22 protein-coding genes are annotated in these 20,191 nt (G+C 47.0%); 16 read left to right on the forward strand and 6 right to left on the reverse strand.

Features of this window, described 5'->3' with window-relative positions:
- Window positions 1-67: 67 nt before the first annotated feature.
- The 6 genes from LPB140_RS01985 to LPB140_RS02015 all read left to right on the forward strand — a co-directional run bounded on the left by LPB140_RS01985 (window position 68) and on the right by LPB140_RS02015 (window position 5,137).
- A complete protein-coding gene (locus LPB140_RS01985; RefSeq protein WP_232223432.1) occupies window positions 68-703 on the forward strand; it encodes an HAD family hydrolase in 636 nt (211 codons plus the stop codon).
- A gap of 168 nt (window positions 704-871) precedes the next feature.
- Window positions 872-2,071: an ADP-forming succinate--CoA ligase subunit beta gene (gene sucC / locus LPB140_RS01990; protein WP_072558451.1), complete on the forward strand. Its 1,200-nt coding sequence runs from the start codon at window positions 872-874 to the stop codon at window positions 2,069-2,071.
- Window positions 2,072-2,213: 142 nt separating this feature from the next.
- Window positions 2,214-2,960 (forward strand): electron transfer flavoprotein subunit beta/FixA family protein, encoded by a 747-nt coding sequence (locus LPB140_RS01995; protein WP_072558452.1) that lies wholly within the window; start codon window positions 2,214-2,216, stop codon window positions 2,958-2,960.
- A gap of 17 nt (window positions 2,961-2,977) precedes the next feature.
- Window positions 2,978-3,907: an electron transfer flavoprotein subunit alpha/FixB family protein gene (locus LPB140_RS02000; protein ID WP_072558453.1), complete on the forward strand. Its 930-nt coding sequence runs from the start codon at window positions 2,978-2,980 to the stop codon at window positions 3,905-3,907.
- Window positions 3,908-4,128: 221 nt separating this feature from the next.
- A complete protein-coding gene (locus tag LPB140_RS02005) occupies window positions 4,129-4,446 on the forward strand; it encodes a hypothetical protein (protein WP_083549834.1) in 318 nt (105 codons plus the stop codon).
- A 397-nt stretch (window positions 4,447-4,843) separates the two neighbouring features.
- Window positions 4,844-5,137 (forward strand): hypothetical protein, encoded by a 294-nt coding sequence (locus LPB140_RS02015; protein WP_072558455.1) that lies wholly within the window; start codon window positions 4,844-4,846, stop codon window positions 5,135-5,137.
- Window positions 5,138-5,142: 5 nt separating this feature from the next.
- Here the strand turns inward: LPB140_RS02015 and LPB140_RS02020 are convergent, their stop codons facing one another.
- The 5 genes from LPB140_RS02020 to LPB140_RS02040 all read right to left on the reverse strand — a co-directional run bounded on the left by LPB140_RS02020 (window position 5,143) and on the right by LPB140_RS02040 (window position 9,950).
- Entirely contained in the window at window positions 5,143-5,928 is a 786-nt protein-coding gene (locus LPB140_RS02020) for a TIGR03084 family metal-binding protein (protein ID WP_072558456.1), read from the reverse strand.
- Between the two features lie 153 nt (window positions 5,929-6,081).
- The gene (locus LPB140_RS02025) at window positions 6,082-8,367 is read right to left on the reverse strand and encodes a TonB-dependent receptor (protein WP_072560133.1); all 2,286 of its coding nucleotides are present in this window, start codon (window positions 8,365-8,367) and stop codon (window positions 6,082-6,084) included.
- 204 nt (window positions 8,368-8,571) lie between these two features.
- Window positions 8,572-8,814: a hypothetical protein gene (locus tag LPB140_RS02030; RefSeq protein WP_083549837.1), complete on the reverse strand. Its 243-nt coding sequence runs from the start codon at window positions 8,812-8,814 to the stop codon at window positions 8,572-8,574.
- Entirely contained in the window at window positions 8,815-9,027 is a 213-nt protein-coding gene (locus tag LPB140_RS02035; RefSeq protein ID WP_072558457.1) for a type II toxin-antitoxin system antitoxin, read from the reverse strand.
- 23 nt (window positions 9,028-9,050) lie between these two features.
- Window positions 9,051-9,950 (reverse strand): SPFH domain-containing protein, encoded by a 900-nt coding sequence (locus LPB140_RS02040; RefSeq protein ID WP_072560137.1) that lies wholly within the window; start codon window positions 9,948-9,950, stop codon window positions 9,051-9,053.
- 168 nt (window positions 9,951-10,118) lie between these two features.
- Between LPB140_RS02040 and LPB140_RS02045 the strand changes: the two genes are divergently transcribed.
- The 10 genes from LPB140_RS02045 (at window position 10,119) to LPB140_RS02090 (ending at window position 19,338) form a co-directional block, all read left to right on the forward strand.
- Window positions 10,119-12,188 (forward strand): transglycosylase domain-containing protein, encoded by a 2,070-nt coding sequence (locus tag LPB140_RS02045; RefSeq protein WP_072558458.1) that lies wholly within the window; start codon window positions 10,119-10,121, stop codon window positions 12,186-12,188.
- Between the two features lie 26 nt (window positions 12,189-12,214).
- A complete protein-coding gene (locus tag LPB140_RS02050; RefSeq protein ID WP_072558459.1) occupies window positions 12,215-13,180 on the forward strand; it encodes a helix-turn-helix transcriptional regulator in 966 nt (321 codons plus the stop codon).
- An 89-nt stretch (window positions 13,181-13,269) separates the two neighbouring features.
- Complete coding sequence (locus LPB140_RS02055; protein WP_072558460.1) at window positions 13,270-13,740, forward strand: SUF system Fe-S cluster assembly regulator; 471 nt, start codon at window positions 13,270-13,272, stop codon at window positions 13,738-13,740.
- Complete coding sequence (sufB, locus tag LPB140_RS02060; protein WP_072558461.1) at window positions 13,737-15,230, forward strand: Fe-S cluster assembly protein SufB; 1,494 nt, start codon at window positions 13,737-13,739, stop codon at window positions 15,228-15,230. The genes LPB140_RS02055 and sufB overlap by 4 nt, the downstream gene beginning before the upstream one ends.
- Before the next feature lie 54 nt (window positions 15,231-15,284).
- The gene (gene sufC, locus LPB140_RS02065; protein WP_072558462.1) at window positions 15,285-16,028 is read left to right on the forward strand and encodes a Fe-S cluster assembly ATPase SufC; all 744 of its coding nucleotides are present in this window, start codon (window positions 15,285-15,287) and stop codon (window positions 16,026-16,028) included.
- A complete protein-coding gene (locus tag LPB140_RS02070; protein WP_072558463.1) occupies window positions 16,028-16,786 on the forward strand; it encodes a SufD family Fe-S cluster assembly protein in 759 nt (252 codons plus the stop codon). Before sufC ends, LPB140_RS02070 begins: the two co-directional genes overlap by 1 nt.
- Window positions 16,783-17,985, forward strand: a complete 1,203-nt coding sequence (locus LPB140_RS02075; RefSeq protein WP_232223433.1) for a SufS family cysteine desulfurase — start codon at window positions 16,783-16,785, stop codon at window positions 17,983-17,985. Before LPB140_RS02070 ends, LPB140_RS02075 begins: the two co-directional genes overlap by 4 nt.
- Window positions 17,986-17,990: 5 nt before the next feature.
- Window positions 17,991-18,497, forward strand: coding sequence for an SUF system Fe-S cluster assembly protein (locus LPB140_RS02080; protein ID WP_072558465.1), 507 nt, complete (start codon window positions 17,991-17,993; stop codon window positions 18,495-18,497).
- The gene (locus LPB140_RS02085; protein ID WP_072558466.1) at window positions 18,497-18,979 is read left to right on the forward strand and encodes a GNAT family N-acetyltransferase; all 483 of its coding nucleotides are present in this window, start codon (window positions 18,497-18,499) and stop codon (window positions 18,977-18,979) included. Before LPB140_RS02080 ends, LPB140_RS02085 begins: the two co-directional genes overlap by 1 nt.
- Complete coding sequence (locus LPB140_RS02090) at window positions 18,979-19,338, forward strand: HesB/IscA family protein (protein ID WP_072560139.1); 360 nt, start codon at window positions 18,979-18,981, stop codon at window positions 19,336-19,338. Before LPB140_RS02085 ends, LPB140_RS02090 begins: the two co-directional genes overlap by 1 nt.
- A 1-nt stretch (window position 19,339) precedes the next feature.
- On the opposite strand, the gene LPB140_RS02095 is transcribed toward LPB140_RS02090, so the two are convergent.
- Window positions 19,340-20,188 carry a metallophosphoesterase gene (locus LPB140_RS02095; protein ID WP_072558467.1) on the reverse strand — a complete coding sequence of 283 codons (849 nt, stop codon included), beginning with the start codon at window positions 20,186-20,188 and terminating at the stop codon, window positions 19,340-19,342.
- Window positions 20,189-20,191: the final 3 nt, after the last annotated feature.

Here is a 20,191-nt window from a genome sequence, read left to right on the forward strand (position 1 = left end):
ATGTCGTGGGCGGTTTTTTCATATGCATATTTATCATATGCAAATATGCCTTAAAAAAGGGGGTTTTATGCCGCAATTGCGCGAATCCGATTCTGTCATGCCAATTAAAAATGTCATATTTGATGTGGGCAAAGTGTTATTTAATTGGGATTTACGCCATTTATTCCGCAAACATATTATGGATACGGAGGAATTGGAATTCTTTGTCACTCATGTTGTGACCCCAGAGTGGCATTTTCAACATGATGCGGGCCGCCCCTTGGCCGATATGGTGGTGGAGCGAATCGCAGAATTTCCCGAATATGCCGACTTGATTCGGCTTTATTCCACCCATTTTAATGAAACCATCCCAGGGCCAGTTGAACATATGCCCGAATTGGTGGCAAAATTGGTACAAAATAATGTGCCCTTATATGCCATCACCAATTTTGGCGCGGAATTCTGGGATGGCTTTGTTGTGACCCAACCAATATTTGACCATTTTGGCGGGATTATTGTGTCTGGCGCGGAAAAATTGTTAAAACCCGACCCTGCAATTTATCAATTGGCGCTATCGCGATTTAAACTAAATGCGCCGCAATGCATTTTTATTGATGATTTGCCCGCAAATGTGGCTGCCGCCAAAAAATTGGGCATGGCGGGACATATATTTACCGATGCTGGCACGTTGGAACAAAAATTACACGCTATTGGTTTATTATAACATCTTTTTTTTAACGACATTGTTTTGAGCGATATCGATGCATTAAAACTTCACTTTTTGGGTGGATTTAATGACATAGCTATGCTTTACGCTTTGATACGCGTTTCTCCATGGTGATGGCTGCTATTCTTCTGCGGCTTTCTGCCAAAAACTAAGACAGGATAACCAATGAACATTCACGAATATCAAGCCAAAGAACTTCTTGCAAAATTTGACATCGCAATTCCGGCGGGCTTTGCCGCGTTAAGCGTGGAAGAAGCAGTTGCTGGCGCAGAAAAATTGCCCGGGCCACTATATGTCGTAAAGGCGCAAATCCACGCTGGCGGGCGCGGCAAGGGTAAGTTTAAGGAATTGGGCGCGGATGCAAAGGGCGGTGTTCGTCTTGCCAAATCAATTGATGATGTGCGCGCCGATGCCACCGAAATGTTGGGCAATACTTTGGTTACCATTCAAACCGGCGATGCTGGTAAACAGGTAAATCGTTTATATGTCACCGATGGTGTGGACATTGCCAATGAATATTATTTATCCATGTTGGTGGACCGTGCCACGGGCCGTATTGCCATGATTATTTCCACCGAAGGCGGTATGGATATTGAAACCGTGGCGCATGACACGCCGCACCTTATCACCACCATCACCATCGATCCGGCAACTGGCTTTACCGACGCGGACGGTAAAAAGGCAGCAGCTGCGCTGAACCTGTCGGGTGATTTGGCAGCTGAATGCGAAAAATTGACTGCGAATCTTTATAAAGCGTTCACATCGCTTGATTGTGAGATGTTGGAAATCAACCCATTGGTGGAAAGCGCCGACGGCAAATTATTGGTGCTGGACACCAAAATGAGCTTTGATGGCAATGCATTATTCCGTCATCCAGAATTATTACCTTTGCGTGATGAAACCGAGGAAGACCCTGCAGAGGTTGAGGCGTCAAAATATGATCTTGCCTATATTAAATTGGACGGCGACATTGGATGCATGGTCAATGGTGCGGGCCTTGCCATGGCGACAATGGATATCATTAAATTAAATGGCGCATTTCCTGCAAACTTCCTTGATGTGGGCGGCGGCGCGACCAAAGAAAAAGTGACCGCAGCGTTCAAATTGATTCTTTCTGATCCTGCGGTAAAGGGCATTTTGGTCAATATTTTCGGCGGCATTATGCGTTGTGACATTATTGCCGATGGCATTGTTGCCGCAGCAAAGGATGTGAACCTGTCCGTGCCATTGGTTGTTCGGTTGGAAGGAACAAATGTGGAGCAGGGTAAAGAAATCCTTGCCAATAGCGGGCTTCCCATTGTTTCGGCCAATGATTTGGGCGATGCGGCAAAGAAAATTGTCGCCGAAGTAAAACAAGCCGCTTAAGTAAATGATGAAAATGCTTGACGTTTACGTGAACGTCAAGCATAACATGCCGTAAAGCAGGATGGGTTGGTGCATTTGCCTCAATCCACCCTGATTCGAGGGCCGTAAATAATGCGGTAAAATATCAGCGGAAGGAAAGTTTATGAAAATCCTTGTCCCCGTTAAACGGGTAATCGACTATAATGTAAAACCACGGGTAAAGGCCGATGGCAGCGGTGTTGATTTGGCAAATGTCAAAATGAGCATGAACCCATTTGATGAAATTGCCGTCGAAGAAGCGATTCGCATTAAAACCGCCGGTAAAGCAGAAGAAATTATTGTCGTTTCCGTTGGTCCGCAAAAGGCGCAGGAAACTTTACGCACCGCGCTTGCCATGGGTGCAGACCGCGCCATTTTGGTTCAAACCGATGAAGAGGTTGAGCCATTGGCAGTTGCCAAAATTCTCACCAAAATCATGGAAGAAGAAACCCCCGGCCTTGTCCTTTTGGGTAAGCAAGCCATTGATGATGACAGCAACCAAACCGGCCAAATGTTGGCCGCAATGACGGGCCGTCCACAGGGCACATTTGCCAATGAAGTTAATGTTGATGGCGATAGCGTGACCGTGAAACGCGAAATTGATGGCGGTCTGCAAACGGTTAAATTGACATTGCCTGCCATTATCACCACCGACCTTCGTTTGAATGAGCCGCGCTATCCTGCGCTGCCCAATATTATGAAGGCAAAATCAAAGCCAATGGCAAATAAAACCCCCGCCGATTATGGCGTGGATATTGCGCCGCGCCTTACCACATTAAAAGTGGTCGAGCCGCCCGTGCGTCAAGCCGGTGAAAAGGTCGCCGATGTCGACGCGCTTATTGAAAAATTAAAAGCCGTTGGCGCGGTTTAAGGGATAGGGGAATAATCATGAAAACACTTATCTGGGTTGAACATAATAATGAAAATATGAACGAAGCCACTTTGGCAGTGGTGACCGCCGCTGCACAATTGGGCGAAGTTCATGCATTGGTCGCAGGGTCAGCTTGCGCCGCCGTGGCAGATCAGGCCGCGAAAATATCGGGCGTCACCACCGTGCATGTCGCCGATGATGCGGCCTATGCCAATGCATTGGCGGAAAATGTTGCGCCATTGGTTGCTTCTTTAATGGAAAGCCATGACGCATTTTTGGCACCGGCAACCACCACGGGTAAAAATATTGCCCCGCGCGTTGCCGCATTGTTGGATGTCATGCAAATTTCCGATATTTTGTCGGTCGAAGGTGACAAGACATTTACCCGCCCCATTTATGCGGGCAATGCCATTGCCACCGTTCAATCAAGCGATGCCAAATTGGTCATCACCGTGCGCGGTACAGCATTTGACAAGGCCGCAGCCGAAGGCGGCAGCGCGTCAGTTGAGGCCGTTTCCGGCACAGGCGATGCGGGCATTTCTTCATTCGTGTCGGATGAGATTGCAAAATCGGAACGTCCCGAATTGACCAGTGCGAAAATTATCGTATCGGGTGGCCGTGCGCTTGGTTCATCGGAAAAATTCGAAGAAGTCATCACCCCCTTGGCCGATAAATTGGGCGCAGGCATTGGCGCATCACGCGCGGCGGTGGATGCGGGATATGTTCCCAATGATTATCAGGTTGGCCAAACGGGCAAAATCGTTGCTCCTGAAGTATATGTCGCCATCGGCATTTCCGGCGCGATCCAACATTTGGCCGGTATGAAGGACAGCAAAGTCATCGTTGCGATAAACAAGGATGAAGATGCGCCCATTTTCCAAGTTGCAGACATTGGCCTTGTCGCCGATTTGTTCAACGCGGTGCCGGAATTAACCGGAAAATTATAAGTCTACACAAAGCACGGACGCAATCTAAATTGAGCCAGAAAAAAGTCGCAGGTAATTCTGCGACTTTTTTTGTTGGCGAACACACGTCACTGTGTTTGCTTCGAGTATTTCGCATGTTTGGCGGTGGAGTCTGCGAGCCATAGTGCGAGTATTAGAAAATAAACTGTGGAAAAACTTAAATTTGACTTGCGTCTGTAGGAAATGAGGCGTAAATATCTATTATGAATAATATACCAGATAACCTAGGGCAGCGAATCGGCAATATCAATGATTTGCCTGACGATTTACTTTCTGAATTAAACATTGGGAAGCCTGACCGTGAAGAGGAGATGTTGTTCGCGGCATTGCGAAGTTTAGACGGCATAGGTAATATAGATGAGATTATGGTTGCGGTGTTTAGACGTGACGGCCAAATTTTGAAAAGAAAATTGGTTTCTAATAAGCTATATAGAATGTCGAGGGCAGGGAAAATTGAAAGCGTGCCAAAGAAAAAAGGAGTTTACAGGCTTATCAGATCTTTAGACCTTGATAGTCAATAAAGAAATTAAGGCTGTCGCTACGAACGACAGCCTTAATCGAAAGTGGATATACCACGATCATGCTACTAGCATATAGCATTATAGTGGTCTTTCGTATTTTCACAAGTCGAATCGCATATCCAGGTTCGATAAATGAAGAAAGTTAATTCAATTATGAATTACAATAGTAAGGCCCGTGCTCCTATCGGCACACTCGCACGGACGGGTTCGCCTTGTCCCGAATCAGGTGTTTGGCAAGCTCAATCAACACCAACTACAACAGCACCAATCGCAAAGGGCAATATTATGCCCCCATATCGCGGTGCCGCTGTAAATTGGAAATTGGTCCAGTATGCCTAAATAATGGAGGGGCAGCTCATAAACTGCCCCTTCTATATCCCCGAAACGGAGTAAAAATATGAATTTAAGTCGTGAAAGACAATTTGCTGAAGCAGTAGAGCGTTATCTTTTTGATGCAGGAGGCGATGCAAGGATGAGACAGATAATCAGGAATTTACCTCATTATATTGAGCTTACTCCCGCTGAACGGCGTCGTTCTAAGACCCGGCCAAGAGAAGAAATGTGGGAACAAATTGTCCGGAATATTGTTTCTCATCGCTACCTTGCGGATAATGCTATAAATCGGGGTAAACTGCATTACAGACGTAATCATCTATCTCTTGCAAATAGTCCGCAGCTCACATTGTTTTAGAATGATTAAATTCTAGTCCCAATTTTTGGTGGGTCATGCGGGCGGCCGGCAAAGCATTGGGCAATGGCCATCCAATTTTGGGCTATTGGTCCTGTGGCGATGATGTCGGTATCGGCAACATTGCGGCATTGGGTGATGGTTTGGCAAAAACCAACTGCGCTGCCTTTTATACTGTTGTTCTCATCTTCGCCAAATTCCCAAATTTCGCCTGATGGCGCGGTTAGGGTAAGGCGCGGCAATATTTCCGGCGCGTGCAATTTGCGGATTTTATGATTAAAACCTAAGCTGTTAATCCCCAATATGGTGATATTGCGCAATGTGCTGTCCCTTTCGGGTCTTAAGACGCCCAAAATATCGAAAATTGCCTGCCCATGCGCCCATGTTTCCATTAACCGCGCGGTGATGGAGCTTTTCGCGCTCATGCTGGGGCCGGCCCATTTAACCCGTTTTTTTGGGTCTATTTGGGTAAAGGCGCCAAATAATCTGGGGTAAAAATCCTGCCATATGGCCACCATAGATTGGCCGTTTTGTCCATCGACAAATATTTTTTCAAATTCGCGCAATTCACCCTTGGACAAAAAATCGGATAAATCGTCAAAGAAGCTATCAAATACCGCCTCATCAATTAAGGAATAATGCGCCGCAACATTCCACATATGCAAATGGCGGATAATTTCAATGATGGTCCAATTTTTGAATTTTGTCGGCATGGATAATGCGGCATCGTCCAACCCCCTTATGAGAGTGGAAATCTTTTCATTTTCTATAAAAAAATCCTGTGCCTGCTGCATATAATTATCATCTTCCCTTTACGTAAGCATGGCATATGCACGCAAAATGTCCATACATTATGTGGTTAGCATTGATTTGCTGTCCAAAAATGGCACAAAAAAGGGCCGGGTGCCAAAGCGCCCAGCCCTGTTTTAAATGATTATCGGATTTGATTAAAAGTTAATCAACGCCTCAACACCGACAACACGGCCTTTATTTAATGGGGAGAATGTCCCCGCCGCAGGACGTGCATCAAATGCCACATTTGTGCCATCGGACAATGCGCCGCCAAATGGAATTTGCGTGTCGCCGCCATGGCCAACTTCATCAAGCAAATTTTTGCCATAGATAGAAATGCTAAGCCATTCAGCAGGGGTATTCCATGTCAATGTCGCGCTCAATTGATCGCTTGCATTTAACCAACCATAATTATTGTCGGTATATGCGCTGCGGTCACGATGTTGGAAATTCACATTGGTAACCAATGATCCATTTTTACCCAAATATAGGTCATGAACCAGGCCAAGACCCCATGTTAATTTCGGAACGCGCGGCAATGCCAATGATAAATCCGCATCATTAATAACGCCATCACCCGAAATATCGAACAAAATACGTTTATAATCGGAATCAATCACACCAATATTTGCCGATAATAACAGATTATTGGTCAATGAATAACGGCCCTCTACTTCCACACCATAAATGCGGGCATCGGCGGTGTTGAAAATGGACTGCGCCACGCCAGCGGTTAAACTGGACTGGTTTACCTCACGCTGCATATTTTTAATGTCGGTTAAGAAAAATGCAGTGTTGAAAGTGCCCTTGCGATCGGCGGTTTGATATTTGAAACCGGCTTCATAGCTGTCCACCCGTTCTTCATCAAAGGCAAATTCACCGCCATTGGCCGCAACAATTGCTTCAAAAGCATTGGGCGCGGTGATGCGGAAATTATACCCGCCCGAACGATATGCGCGGGTCCAGCTGGCATAGGTTTGCGCATCATCATTGATAACATATTGCAAGCCCAATTTAGGGGTCCAATTTTTCCAGCTACGGTCGTTTAAGAAGCCGTTATTTTCGCTTGGAATTGCGGGATTTACGCCTGTATAAGGGCATGTGCCGTCAATCACGCTGCACGCCGCAATACGCGGGCGAACATAGCTGATCAATACGGCTTTATCCTCTTGTGACCAACGAAGTCCTGCGGTTACGGTCAACGCATCGGTCGCGCGGAAATCCACATTGCCGAACACGCCATATACATCGTGATTTTGCTTACCACCGCCGTAAAAACGATTTGTGCCGATGAAGCGAATTTCATCATAACCAATATCTTGGGTGAAAATATATCCGCCAAAGGTCAGGTCCAATTGTCCAAATGTACCAGCATAGCGAAGTTCATTTGAATATTGTTTTTGATGGATTTCGGTGGGTGAGTTAAAAATTGTTGCTGGTGTGGAATCAATATCGGCATTGGTGGTGCCTTTATAATCACGATATCCGAAAATATTGGTGATTTTACCGTCGCCAAAGTCAACATCAATATCGGTGCGCAAAGTTGCAAAAACAGACTTGCTGTCATAACTGCCGCGATTGTCGACTGAAAAATCAAAGCTGTTACGGTCGAAAATACCATGATTTTGGGCTGCTGGGCCATCGCCTTGTGATTTGAAAAATTCACCCTTGGCCAACATGGTGACACGTTCATGCGGTTTAAATTCTAAACCACCACGTAAAATAACCGTATTGGTTTTGCCAAAATCTTTGCCATCATATAAATTGCGGAAATATCCACGATCATAATTATGATATGCGCCCAATTTGAAATTTAATTTATCGGCAATTATGGGGCCGGAAATTGACCCTTGAATGCCAATTTGTCCGCCGCCACGGCCGCTGTCCACTGGACCATCGACGGAAATTTTTGCCTTGCCCTGAAAAGTATCGGTTGGGTTGCCAGTATTAACCAATACCGCGCCGCCAGTGGTGTTACGGCCAAATAAAATACCCTGTGGGCCGCGCAATAATTCAATGCTGTCCAAATCGAACAAATCGAATGAAACGCCATTATTCACGCCCATATAAACACCGTCAACAAAAACGCCCACTGTGGGGTCAATGGACGGAATGGAGCTGTTAATGCCAAGACCACGAATGGCGAAATTTGCGGTGCCTTTATTCGTACCAATTTGGTCCAAGGAAACATTTGGTGCACTGAAACTTAATGACCCTAGGTCGCGAACTTGCAAAGTATCAAGCGTGTCGGCGTTAAACGCAGTGACAGATAAAGCGACGTCCTGAACATTCTCTACATTTGCTTTTTTATTCGCCGTTACGACAATTTCACCATTTAACGCATCAATGGCGTTTTCACGTGTTTCTTGTGCATATACGGGGGAGAGAGTTGCGACCGACACGGCCAAAATAGCGGCCGACATCATAAATTTTCTTTTCATATTTACTCCTAATTTTATGTGCAATTGTCCGGTTAAATTCCACGATAAATGGCAGAATTCGGACATGTTGCGCCGCCCACATAGGAGAATGAGTTACCATTGCAACCAATATTGACAGCAAACTGATTTTTTATTGATTGTTAACGATATCTTGTGACAAATTTGCCATAATTTTTTTGGCATTATTTTATGTAAATTATTGATTTAACTACGCCATTTCCATCCACCATCGGTGCGCGCTTTATAAATGGGTAGCGGCGCCAAAGCCACCACAAAAACCAATATCACTTGAACAATGGGGTTTTTAATTGCAATCACCACACCGATAATCAGCATGATATGCAAAAGTAAAAACACCCAACCCTGCCATGCAATCGGCAATCCCGCGCCATAACCCATTTTTTTGGGTGCAAACCATGGTTTTTTATCCAAAAATAAATGCAGCACTTAATCCTCCTTGATATTTTTTGACGGTGGTCTTCCTCTTTGGCGTTTTTTGGGCGGCGATATTTTAATCCCGCGCCTTGCCAATGCCTCTCTTAACAACACCTCTATTTGGGCGTTGACGCTGCGAAACTCATCCGCTGCGGTTCGTTCCAACATATCATAAAGTGCAGGTTCAATCCGAAGCGGAAAAGATTTTTTCTTATCAGCAGGCATGCAGCCCTCCTGAATTATTTATATCAATAAAGCGAACCGGCATTAACCACGGGCTGTGTATCACGCTCGCCACATAATACCACCATCAGATTAGAAACCATGGCAGCACGCCGTTCATCGTCAAGCTCCACCACATCCTTTGCGCTTAACATATCAAGCGCGGTTTCTACCATGCCAACTGCACCTTCCACCAATGTTTGGCGGGCGGCCACCACCGCCTGTGCCTGTTGACGGCGCAGCATGGCCTGTGCAATTTCGGGGGCATAGGCCAAATGGGTTAGGCGGCATTCGTCAATGGTAACGCCCGCGCTCATCACACGTTCTTGCAATTGTTTTTCCAATTGTTCCGATACTTCATCGGCATCGCCGCGCAATGTGACCTCATCATGTTCAATATCATCATAGGGGTAGCGCGCGCCAATTACGCGCACCGCGCTTTCAATTTGAATATCGACAAATTCTTGATAATCCTCGACATCAAATAATGCCTTGGACGTGTCGGTTACCCGCCATACCACATTGGTGGCGATTTCCACTGGATTACCGCGAAGATCATTTACCTTTACCTTTTCAGAGGTAACATTGTGCACACGTACCGAAATTTTGGTGCGGGTCAGCCACGGCATCCGCCAGCGCAGACCGGTATTGCGGTCCGTGCCCTGATATGCGCCAAATAATTGAATGGCCGCGCCCTGATTGGGGTTTAACAGATAAAAGCCGCAGGAAATGAATAAAGCTATAACAATGCCCAACGCGGTCAATATAACCGGCAAGAGACCATATACACCAATTTGCGGCGCGCTTATCACGATAAGAATACAAGATAAAAATAATAGGGCCAACATACCATATCCGCTTTGTGTGCGTGCTTGATATTCTTCAGATACGGTTAATCCATTCACATTTAATTTAGAATCAGTCATGATAAACTCCATATAATTATGATATCATATTTATATTAAAAATGCTGCTTGTCAAATGCAATGATATTTTGGTCAATAGTTAGGCTTGTGACATTGGGTATAAAGGGGTAAAAACAAAGTTGATGCGTAGTTTAATTGCGCGATACGGTTAATTTTGGGGGCATATTTATGTCAAAGGGAAGTAAATTTCGGCTTTGGTTTGGCCGATTGTTTAAAACGGGCCTTATATTGGGCTTGCTTGGTTTTATTACTTTGGCTGCTTTTGTCATGGTTGCCCGTTCCGAACTTCCCGGATTTGAAGATTTAAAAGAATCGCCCAATGGACAGATGATAAGGGTGCGTGCCGCCGATGGCAGTGTCATCCAAACATTGGGGCCCAGCTTTGGCGAGTGGACAAGTTATGAAGATACGCCGGAAATTATGCGCGAGGCGATGGTCGCGGTGGAGGATCGCCGATTTTACTATCATATCGGGCTGGACCCCATTGGCATGGGCCGCGCGGCATATTTGGCCATTGCCAATCGCGGCACGGATAAAAGATTGCAGGGCGCATCAACCATCACGCAGCAATTGGCGCGAACGGTTTTTTTAAATAATAAATATACAGTTGGTCGTAAATTACGTGAAATGGTGTTGGCGCTTGCGTTGGAAACAAAATTTTCCAAAGAAGAAATTTTAGAATTATATTTGAATAAAGTTTATTTTGGCGGCGGCGCATATGGCATTGATTCTGCCTCTCGTTTATTTTTTGACCATAGTGCACAGCAAATAACCTTGCCCGAGGCTGCAATTATTGCCGGATTGGTCAAGGCACCGTCAAATTATTCTCCCACGGCGGATGCAGAGGCGGCATTGGGCCGTGCAAAGGTTGTGGTTGGTGTGATGCAAGATGCCGGCGTTATAACCGCGCAAGAGGCCAGCAATGTTAAGCTGAAGGCTGTGAAACTTGCCCCCACGCCGCCGCAAAATAGTGTGCGTTATTTTACCGATTGGGCGTTGGAGGGCCTGCCCGGTATGATTGACGAAACAATGAAGCCAATTGATGTATGGACGACATTGGATTTATCGATGCAGCGCAGCGCAACCGCCGCCATTCAAACCTATGCCCCGCGCGGGGCGCAGGGCGCATTGGTGGCGATTGACCGTGATGGAGCGGTTCGCGCAATGGTGGGCGGGACCGATTATCGCACAAGCAATTATAACCGCGCGGTTACCGCCGTTCGCCAGCCCGGCTCTGCATGGAAGGTTTTTGTTTATATGGCCGCGTTACAGGCGGACATTCGGCCAGAGGATAAGGTGGTGGATGAACCTGTCGAAATTGACGGATGGGCACCGAAAAATAGCGGCGGCCGATATGCTGGTGAAATTGATTTACGCACCGCCTTTGCCTATTCCAAAAACACTGTGGCGGCACAAATTGGCAATCAGGTCGGCACATCAACCATTGCCGGATTGGCCCGTCAATATGGCATTACCACGCCCATAAATACCCAGCCTTCCATGGTGCTTGGCACTTCGGAAGCACGGGTGGTGGATATGACCCGCGCCTTTGCATCCATCGCGGCTATGGGGAAAAGTGTCACGCCATATGGCATTAGCAAAATTACCACCATTGATGGCGGCGTTTTATATCAACATAAACCGCCCAAATCCGTGCAATTGGTCGAACCCCATGTGGCGGCGGGCATTGTGGATTTAATGTTGTCTGCGGTGAATATTGGCACGGGCCGCGCTGCGCAAATTGGTAGGCCTGTGGCGGGTAAAACCGGCACAACCAGCAGCAATAAAGATGGCTGGTTCCTTGGTTTTTCAAGCGGGCTTACCACCGGTGTGTGGATGGGCCGTGATGACGCAAAAGCCGTTGGCGGGTTGGAAGGTGGCCGCGCACCGGCACAGGCATTTGCTGCATTTATGAAACAGGCGGTGGCCAAGCGGCCAGTTGAAAAATTTGCCGTAAATGTGACCTATCCCGAACGATTGGATGAAGAAGGCATTGAATTTTTCGAGGAAGGCCTTGGCCCCGATATGATTGACGAAAATGGCGCACCTATAGAAGGAATGGCCGATCCCGATGGCGCGGTCATCATCGATGATGGCGGCACGGTGGATGTTGACCCTGGATTTATTGATCGGGCGTTGGGGCGGTCATCATCTGCGCCGCCCGCAAAAACAACATCAAAAGCGCCGCCGGCAAAACAAGTGCCCAAGGCCAAACAAAATGAGCCAGTTCCGCGATAATTTAATAATCAATGGGGGCATTGGATATGAATAGATATGATGGCGATATAGTGGCAGAAAAAAGGGGGGATGACAACGCCCCTGCGCCCAATCATATGATTTATTATATAGAGCCGCCCGAAAATTTGCTGCCCTATATCACGACATTTTATTGGTTTCGAAGTTCCGAAGAATTTATAAAGGATTATCAACCCGCCAGCATTGGCCATATTATGATGTTTTTAAAGGGATATGGCGTTGCAAATTTCATCAATGACAAACAATATAATAGCCACCCCATTTCTTTAATCGGTTCAGGCACGGCGGCCATGAAATATGAAGTTCAAGGGCCATTTCATTCATTTGGTATGGCGTTAAGCCCCCTTGGTTGGCAGGCAATTTTGAAAAAAAGCGGCAAGGCTTATCATGATATGTTGGTCAATGGAGAGGATATATTGCCCGGCAATATCCGGCAGGTTTATGATGATATTTGCGCGATTGATAATGATGCAAATATGGACGATGATATTGATAAGACCGCGCAAAAAATGGCGCAGCTTGCCTCCACATGGTTTGAGGATAATCAAAAAGCATTAAAACCCCGGATGGCGGAACAAATTGCCAAGATTAGCGCATGGTTAGAATATTCCCTGTCGCCAGATTTAGATGATTTATACGCGCAATTTAACCTTAGCCCACGGCAGGTGCAGCGGCTTGCGACAAAATATTTCGGCAGCCCGCCCAAATATTTGGCGCGGCGATTTCGGGCCGTGCGCGCTGCAATGGTGTTGAATAATCCGCTTTCATCCTCCGATGAATGTCAGGCTGTGTTGGACCATTTTTACGATCAGCCCCATTTGATTAAGGAGGTTCGGCATTTTGTTGGCCCAACACCTGCACGGTTGGAAGGGGATAATTCGGTGCTTTCAGTATGGTTGGAACCTGGAAATGTGCGCGAGCTTTCCATACAAAATCTGTTGGAGAAGAAAGAAAAGCTGAACGATGAGGGTTGATTTTTGGCTTTAAAAGGCGCAGATATAATATGACTAATATAGTCTGATTTAACGATTCGACAGAATTTCGCCAATTTTCCAGGTTTTATATGCGTTTATCAAATATGGCAGATTATGCAGTGGTGTTGATGTGCGCGGCGGCGCGCCATTGCGGCGGTGTGCGTGTGTCGGCCACCGATTTGTCGGACGAAACGGGATTAAACCTGCCCACCACCCAAAAATTGGTCAGCATTTTGGCAAAGGCGGGGCTGATAAAATCAACGCGCGGCATTGGCGGCGGTATATTATTGTCGCGGCCCGCTGCGGCCATCAGCCTTGCCGATATAATTGAGGCGGTCGAAGGGCCGATTGGCATGACCATTTGTTGCGATGACCATAGAGCGGCCTGTGCATTGGAAACTAATTGCGAGGTGAAACCGCATTGGCCAATTGTTAATGCCAAATTACGCGAAACATTGGGCGCGGTTAGCCTGTCTATATTGGCCAATGGAGGCGAAGCAATCTCTGCTACTCCTTATAAAATGGTCAAAATGAATGAAAATGAAAGCATGTCAATATGAGTGAAATTGAACAAAGCAATGCGCCGATTAAGGATCAGGCAGCACGTGATGCGGCGGATAAGGCCAGCACCTATGAATGGGGATTTTCATCCGACATTGAGCAGGAAATGGCGCCAAAGGGTTTAACCGAAGATACGGTGCGTTATATTTCGGCAAAGAAGAATGAACCTGAATGGATGCTGGATTGGCGGTTAAAGGCATTTGCCATGTGGCAAAAAATGGAAACGCCCAATTGGGCAAAGCTGAATATTCCGCCCATAGATTATCAGGACGCCTATTATTTTGCAGAGCCAAAGCAAAAGGAAAAATTGGGCAGCCTTGACGAGGTGGACCCAGAAATTTTGCGTGTTTACGAAAAACTGGGCATACCGATTGAGGAGCAAAAGGTTCTGGCCGGTGTGGAGGGTGCACGCAAAGTGGCGGTGGACGCCGTGTTTGACAGCGTGTCGGTTGCCACCACATTTCGGGAGGAATTATTACGCGCAGGGGTGATTTTCCTGTCCATTTCAGAGGCCATTCGCGAATATCCCGATTTAGTGAAAAAATATTTGGGCAAAATTGTGCCCATGCGCGATAATTATTTCGCCACATTAAATTGTGCGGTCTTTTCCGATGGAACATTTGTTTATATTCCAAAGGGCGTGCGATGCCCGATGGAGCTTTCCACCTATTTTCGGATTAACGCAGAAAATACCGGGCAATTTGAACGTACGCTTATCATCGCGGATGAAGGCAGCTATGTTTCCTATTTAGAAGGATGCACCGCGCCCATGCGCGATGAAAATCAATTGCATGCCGCCGTGGTGGAATTGGTTGCGCATGATGATGCGGAAATTAAATATAGCACGGTGCAAAATTGGTATCCCGGCGATGCAGAGGGCAAGGGCGGCATTTATAATTTCGTCACCAAACGCGGCCTATGTCAGGGCGCACGATCCAAAATCAGCTGGACCCAAGTGGAAACGGGCAGCGCAGTGACATGGAAATATCCCAGCTGTGTGTTAAATGGCGAAGATAGCATTGGCGAATTTTACTCGGTCGCGCTGACCAATAATTATCAACAGGCCGATACCGGCACCAAAATGATCCATAATGGCAAGGGATCACGCAGCACCATTATTTCCAAGGGGATAAGCGCGGGCAAAAGCAATGGCACATATCGCGGCCTTGTCCGTGTTGGGCCAAATGCCGATAATGTGCGTAATTTCACCCAATGTGACAGTTTGTTATTGGGCGATCAATGCGGGGCGCATACTGTGCCATATATTGAGGTGCGAAACCCAACAGCAACAATTGAGCATGAGGCAACGACCAGCAAAATCAGCGATGATCAAATGTTTTATGCACAGCAACGTGGTTTAGACCCCGAAGAAGCGGTATCGTTAATCGTCAATGGTTTTGCCAAGGATGTGATGAAACAATTGCCAATGGAATTTGCGGTTGAGGCGCAAAAATTACTGGCGATTAGCTTGGAAGGCAGTGTGGGATAAACGCACATCCATAGCCATATTATTATTGAAATTTCATATCAGAAGAAGAGCAATATGTTAAAAATTGAAAATCTGCACGCCAATGTTGGTGACAAGCCCATATTAAAAGGATTGAACCTGAACATTAATGCAGGGGAAATTCACGCAATTATGGGCCCCAATGGCGCAGGTAAATCGACCCTTGCCTACACAATTGGCGGGCGTGATGGATATGATGTAACCGGCGGCGCGGTTGATTTTGACGGCGAAGATTTACTCTCACTTGACCCGCATGAACGCGCGGCGGCGGGGTTATTCCTTGGCTTTCAATATCCGGTGGAAATTCCCGGCGTGTCCAATTTACAATTTTTGCGTGAAAGTTTAAACGCGCAAAAACGCGCACGCGGCGAGGACGAATTATCCGGCGCGGAATTTATCCGCCTTGCCAAGGAAAAGGCCGCCATGTTGAAAATGGACATGGAAATGTTGAAGCGGCCAGTCAATGTTGGCTTTTCCGGTGGTGAGAAAAAACGCAATGAAATGGTGCAAATGGGCATTATTGACCCGAAAATTGCCATTTTGGATGAAACCGATAGCGGCCTTGACATTGATGCGCTGCGCATTGTGGGTGAAGGCATTAATAATATTATGCGCCGTCCGGACAAAGCGGTTTTGCTTATCACCCATTATCAACGATTGCTTGATTTGGTGAAGCCAGATTTTGTCCATGTACTTGCGGGCGGTAAAATTGTGCGTTCCGGCGGGGCGGAATTGGCATTGGAATTGGAAGAATATGGTTATGAAGAGGTGGCCGCATAATGGGCGCTGCCTTACCCCTTCCCACACGCCGTGACGAAGAATTTCGTTATTCTGATTTGGATGCGCTGGCCCGCATTTGGGATGATGACGCACAAATAATTGAACAAATAAATGTGCCAGCGGGCGGAAAAGATGCGCGCCAGATTATCCTGCCTCTTGCAAAAAATGGCGTGTCGGTAACCAATTATCATATACATATTGGCGCGGGCGGCACTTTTGCCCTGCATATTATTTTGGCCCATGCCGATTATGCGCGGGCCAAGATAATGGTGACATTGGATGATGGCGCACATTTTGAAATGGGCGGCGCGATTTTGGCCAAAGATAGCCAGAATATAGAAATCGTCACCCATATCATCCATGCACAGCCAAATGCGACCAGCAATCAAGTGGTGCGTAAAATATTGGCTGGACGCAGCACGGGCAGCTTTTTGGGTAAAATTGATGTGGCGCGTCACGCGCAAAAAACCGATGCGGCGCAATCGGTAAAGGCGATGTTGTTGGACCGTGGGGCAACCGCCAATGCAAAGCCCGAGCTTGAAATTTTTGCCGATGATGTGAAATGCGCCCATGGTGCAACCGTGGGTGAATTGGACAAAATGGGGTTATTTTATCTGGCATCGCGCGGTATTCCGCCGATTTTGGCCAAGAAATTAATGTTACAAGCATTTATGGGCGATGTCTTTGCCGAAATGGACGCGGCAAAACGCGATGATGCAACCGCCACCGCCATTGCCATTTTGGATGATTTATTGTGATAAAATATAAAGACCAATTTCCCGGATTAAAAAATGCCAATGGGCATGATTGGCATTATTTGGATACCGCCGCCACCGCGCAAAAACCGCAATGCGTGATTGACGCGATGGTAAATGCCATGGGGCGTGATTATGCCACCGTGCATCGCGGCGTTTATGCGCGATCCGCCAATATGACAATGGCGTTTGAGGCAGCACGAAGGCGCACTGCCCAATTTATTGGCGCGGCGTCGGAAAATGAAATTGTTTTTGTGCGCGGCGCGACGGAGGGCATCAACCTTGTCGCGCAATGTTGGGGCGGCGCGAATATTGGTGCGGGCGACCGCATTATCCTGTCCCAATTGGAACATCATAGCAATATTGTGCCATGGCAGATGTTGGCACAGAAAATGGGCGCACATATTGATATTTGCCCATTGACCGATGATGGTCAAATTGACCTAAATTGGTTGGAGGCGAATATTACGCCCCAACATAAATTGGTGGCATTGGCCCATATTTCCAATGTTTTGGGTTCGGTATTGGATGCGAAACGCGCGGCAAAGGCGGCGCATAAAGTTGGCGCGAAATTATTGCTTGATGGGTGTCAGGCCGCCCCGCGATTACGATTAAACATGGTGGAAATGGACTGTGATTTTTACGTATTTTCTGGGCATAAACTTTACGGCCCAACGGGCATAGGTGTGTTGTGGGCGCGGCATGACATTTTGCAATCCATGCCCCCTTATCAGGGCGGCGGCGCAATGATAGATAGGGTTAGCTTTGACGGCACAAGCTTTGCCGATGCCCCGCAACGATTTGAGGCTGGAACGCCGATGATAACAGAAGTTATCGCCCTGCATTCGGCCATTGATTATGTGGATGCGGCGGGTGTTGATGCGATATTTGCGCATGAAAATGCCTTGGTCACTTCCGCGCAGGAGGCATTGGCAAAATTCAACTCCATCACCCTATATGGTCCGGAAAATTCCGCCGGAATCCTGTCCTTTACGATGGAAGGGGTGCATCCGCATGATATTGGCACTATATTGGATGAAAGCAATGTCGCCATACGCGCGGGGCATCATTGTGCGCAGCCATTGATGGAATATTTGGACGTGCCGGCCACCGCGCGCGCAAGTTTTGGAATTTACAGCGATGAAAGCGATGTAGAGGCATTGGTCGCCGGTTTGCACCGTGTGCAAAAGATTTTTGGGTGAAAAAAATGAGCAACGAAGAAATTAAAATTGAAACCGTGGATAGTGTCGAAAAACCGCCAAAGGCGCGGGTGGATTTGGACGCGATGAATTTGGAAAATAATGATACAATATCCGTTGAAACCGCGCGTGAAACAATGGAACGTAAACGCGATTATCTGGCCGGATTTTTGGCGGAAAAGCCAAAGGATATTGCCCCGACACAGGTGGGCGGCGATGTGTATGAAGCGATTATCGACACATTAAAATCCATTTATGATCCGGAAATTCCGGTCAATATTTATGATCTTGGCCTGATTTACAATGTGGAGGTTACCGAGGATGGCCATGCCGTGGTGTCAATGACTTTAACCACGCCGCATTGTCCCGTGGCCGAATCTATGCCCGGAGAGGTTGAATTGCAAGTGGGCAGCGTGCCGGGTGTGGGCCATGCAGAGGTGAATTTGGTCTGGGATCCGCCATGGGACCCTGCAAAGATGAGCGATGAAGCACGTTTAGAATTGGGTATGTTATAATGGCATTTCGCCTTGTCCACGCAGATTATCATGATCCGGCGCATGGCGCAGCATTGGTTGAGATGTTGTCCATTTATGCGCGTGATCCAATGGGCGGGGGTGAGGATTTAAGCGAAGCGGCAAAGGCGAATTTAATCGCCGGATTGCAGCAAACGCCCCATGCATTTTCCATTCTGATTTTTGATGGGGATAGGGCGGTGGCACTGGCCAATTGCATTTATGGATTTTCAACCTTTGCCGCGAAAAAAATCATCAATATTCATGATATGGTCGTGCATCCCGATTATCGCGGACAGGGACTTGGCAAAATGATGTTTGATGAAATTGAACTTATGGCTAAGCAATCTGGCGCATCTAAGGTGACTTTGGAGGTGTTGGAGGGTAATGAAGCCGCCAAGGGTTTATATGCCTCGCTTGGTTATGGTGATTATGTGTTGGACCCGAAAATGGGTCGTGCATTATTTTGGCAGAAAGCAATATGATGACAGAAATAACCAAAAAACGCGAAATTCCGGCGGCGGTTAATTTAACCGATGCAGCAAAGGCACGTATAGCAGAATTAATGGCCAATGCGCCCGATGATGCCATTGGGGTGAAATTATCCACGCCGCGCCGAGGGTGCAGCGGCCTTGCCTATAGCGTTGATTATGTCAGCGAAGAAGTGGCAATGGATGAAAAAATCACCACCGATGGAGGTATTTTATATATTGATGGCGCGTCTGTTCTTTATCTTATCGGTTCAACCATGGATTGGGTGGAGGATGATTTTACCGCCGGATTTACCTTTACCAACCCCAATGCAAAGGGTGCATGTGGGTGCGGTGAAAGTTTCATGGTATAGTTTAAGGCGTTTGCGTCTTTAGAGTGATTAACCACATGTCGGGCCGCGCCCCCAAACGCAATGGCAATATAGATGTGCCAAGGCCCGCGCCGACGATGATGGTTTTTTTACCTTCTTTCATCAGACCGCATGCGTAACGATTGCCATATTTGGATGCGGTAAATATCGGCCCAAAAAAGGGCAGGCTTATCTGTCCACAATGGGTATGCCCCGCCAAAATCAATAATTTTTTGTCGGGTAATTGCGCTGTTAAATCCGGACTATGGCTGATGATGATGGGAAAACCATTTTGTTCGTTCATCGCGGCCAATGTTTTGGACAGGTCCATATGTTGCGTGAATAAATCATCAACCCCGCCAATATTAAATGGGCCTATTTGGGCTGCCTCATTATCCAAAATGCGGATATTTTGGCGGCGTAATTCTTGCCGCATTTCATTTGCATCGCGCCAATGGTCATGATTTCCCATGACGGCAATAACACCCATGGGGGCGGTTAATTTTTCCAATGGAGCAACAGCCTGCGCCGTTTCATAATATCGCGTTGAAACTAATTTATCGCTGACGAAATCGCCCGCAAAAACGACCATATCGGCATTTTGGGCATTTATTTGGCTCACTATCTTGGCAAGCCGATGGGGCGGCATGTCTGGACCGGCCACATGAATATCGGAAACCAATAAAATTTTTGTGCCATTTTTAACGCCGCTATCATTGGAAATGATAATATTGGCGCGGCGAATAATGGGATCGGAAATGGCGATAAAATACATATAACCAATCAGGCATAGCCCCAAGAAAATCAGGCCAAGCAACAGCCAAATTTTCTTTGATAGGGCAAATGATTTCATCAA

The organism is Sphingorhabdus lutea (assembly GCF_001889025.1).
Lineage (GTDB): Bacteria > Pseudomonadota > Alphaproteobacteria > Sphingomonadales > Sphingomonadaceae > Sphingorhabdus_B > Sphingorhabdus_B lutea.

Coding starts and splice junctions, on each gene's coding strand:
- LPB140_RS01985 (WP_232223432.1), top strand. CDS start 68: ATGCCGCAATTGCGCGAATCCGATTCTGTCATGCCAATTAAAAATGTC.
- sucC (WP_072558451.1), top strand. CDS start 872: ATGAACATTCACGAATATCAAGCCAAAGAACTTCTTGCAAAATTTGAC.
- LPB140_RS01995 (WP_072558452.1), top strand. CDS start 2,214: ATGAAAATCCTTGTCCCCGTTAAACGGGTAATCGACTATAATGTAAAA.
- LPB140_RS02000 (WP_072558453.1), top strand. CDS start 2,978: ATGAAAACACTTATCTGGGTTGAACATAATAATGAAAATATGAACGAA.
- LPB140_RS02005 (WP_083549834.1), top strand. CDS start 4,129: ATGAATAATATACCAGATAACCTAGGGCAGCGAATCGGCAATATCAAT.
- LPB140_RS02015 (WP_072558455.1), top strand. CDS start 4,844: ATGAATTTAAGTCGTGAAAGACAATTTGCTGAAGCAGTAGAGCGTTAT.
- LPB140_RS02020 (WP_072558456.1), bottom strand. CDS start 5,928: ATGCAGCAGGCACAGGATTTTTTTATAGAAAATGAAAAGATTTCCACT.
- LPB140_RS02025 (WP_072560133.1), bottom strand. CDS start 8,367: ATGAAAAGAAAATTTATGATGTCGGCCGCTATTTTGGCCGTGTCGGTC.
- LPB140_RS02035 (WP_072558457.1), bottom strand. CDS start 9,027: ATGCCTGCTGATAAGAAAAAATCTTTTCCGCTTCGGATTGAACCTGCA.
- LPB140_RS02040 (WP_072560137.1), bottom strand. CDS start 9,950: ATGACTGATTCTAAATTAAATGTGAATGGATTAACCGTATCTGAAGAA.
- LPB140_RS02045 (WP_072558458.1), top strand. CDS start 10,119: ATGTCAAAGGGAAGTAAATTTCGGCTTTGGTTTGGCCGATTGTTTAAA.
- LPB140_RS02050 (WP_072558459.1), top strand. CDS start 12,215: ATGAATAGATATGATGGCGATATAGTGGCAGAAAAAAGGGGGGATGAC.
- LPB140_RS02055 (WP_072558460.1), top strand. CDS start 13,270: ATGCGTTTATCAAATATGGCAGATTATGCAGTGGTGTTGATGTGCGCG.
- sufB (WP_072558461.1), top strand. CDS start 13,737: ATGAGTGAAATTGAACAAAGCAATGCGCCGATTAAGGATCAGGCAGCA.
- sufC (WP_072558462.1), top strand. CDS start 15,285: ATGTTAAAAATTGAAAATCTGCACGCCAATGTTGGTGACAAGCCCATA.
- LPB140_RS02070 (WP_072558463.1), top strand. CDS start 16,028: ATGGGCGCTGCCTTACCCCTTCCCACACGCCGTGACGAAGAATTTCGT.
- LPB140_RS02080 (WP_072558465.1), top strand. CDS start 17,991: ATGAGCAACGAAGAAATTAAAATTGAAACCGTGGATAGTGTCGAAAAA.
- LPB140_RS02085 (WP_072558466.1), top strand. CDS start 18,497: ATGGCATTTCGCCTTGTCCACGCAGATTATCATGATCCGGCGCATGGC.
- LPB140_RS02090 (WP_072560139.1), top strand. CDS start 18,979: ATGACAGAAATAACCAAAAAACGCGAAATTCCGGCGGCGGTTAATTTA.
- LPB140_RS02095 (WP_072558467.1), bottom strand. CDS start 20,188: ATGAAATCATTTGCCCTATCAAAGAAAATTTGGCTGTTGCTTGGCCTG.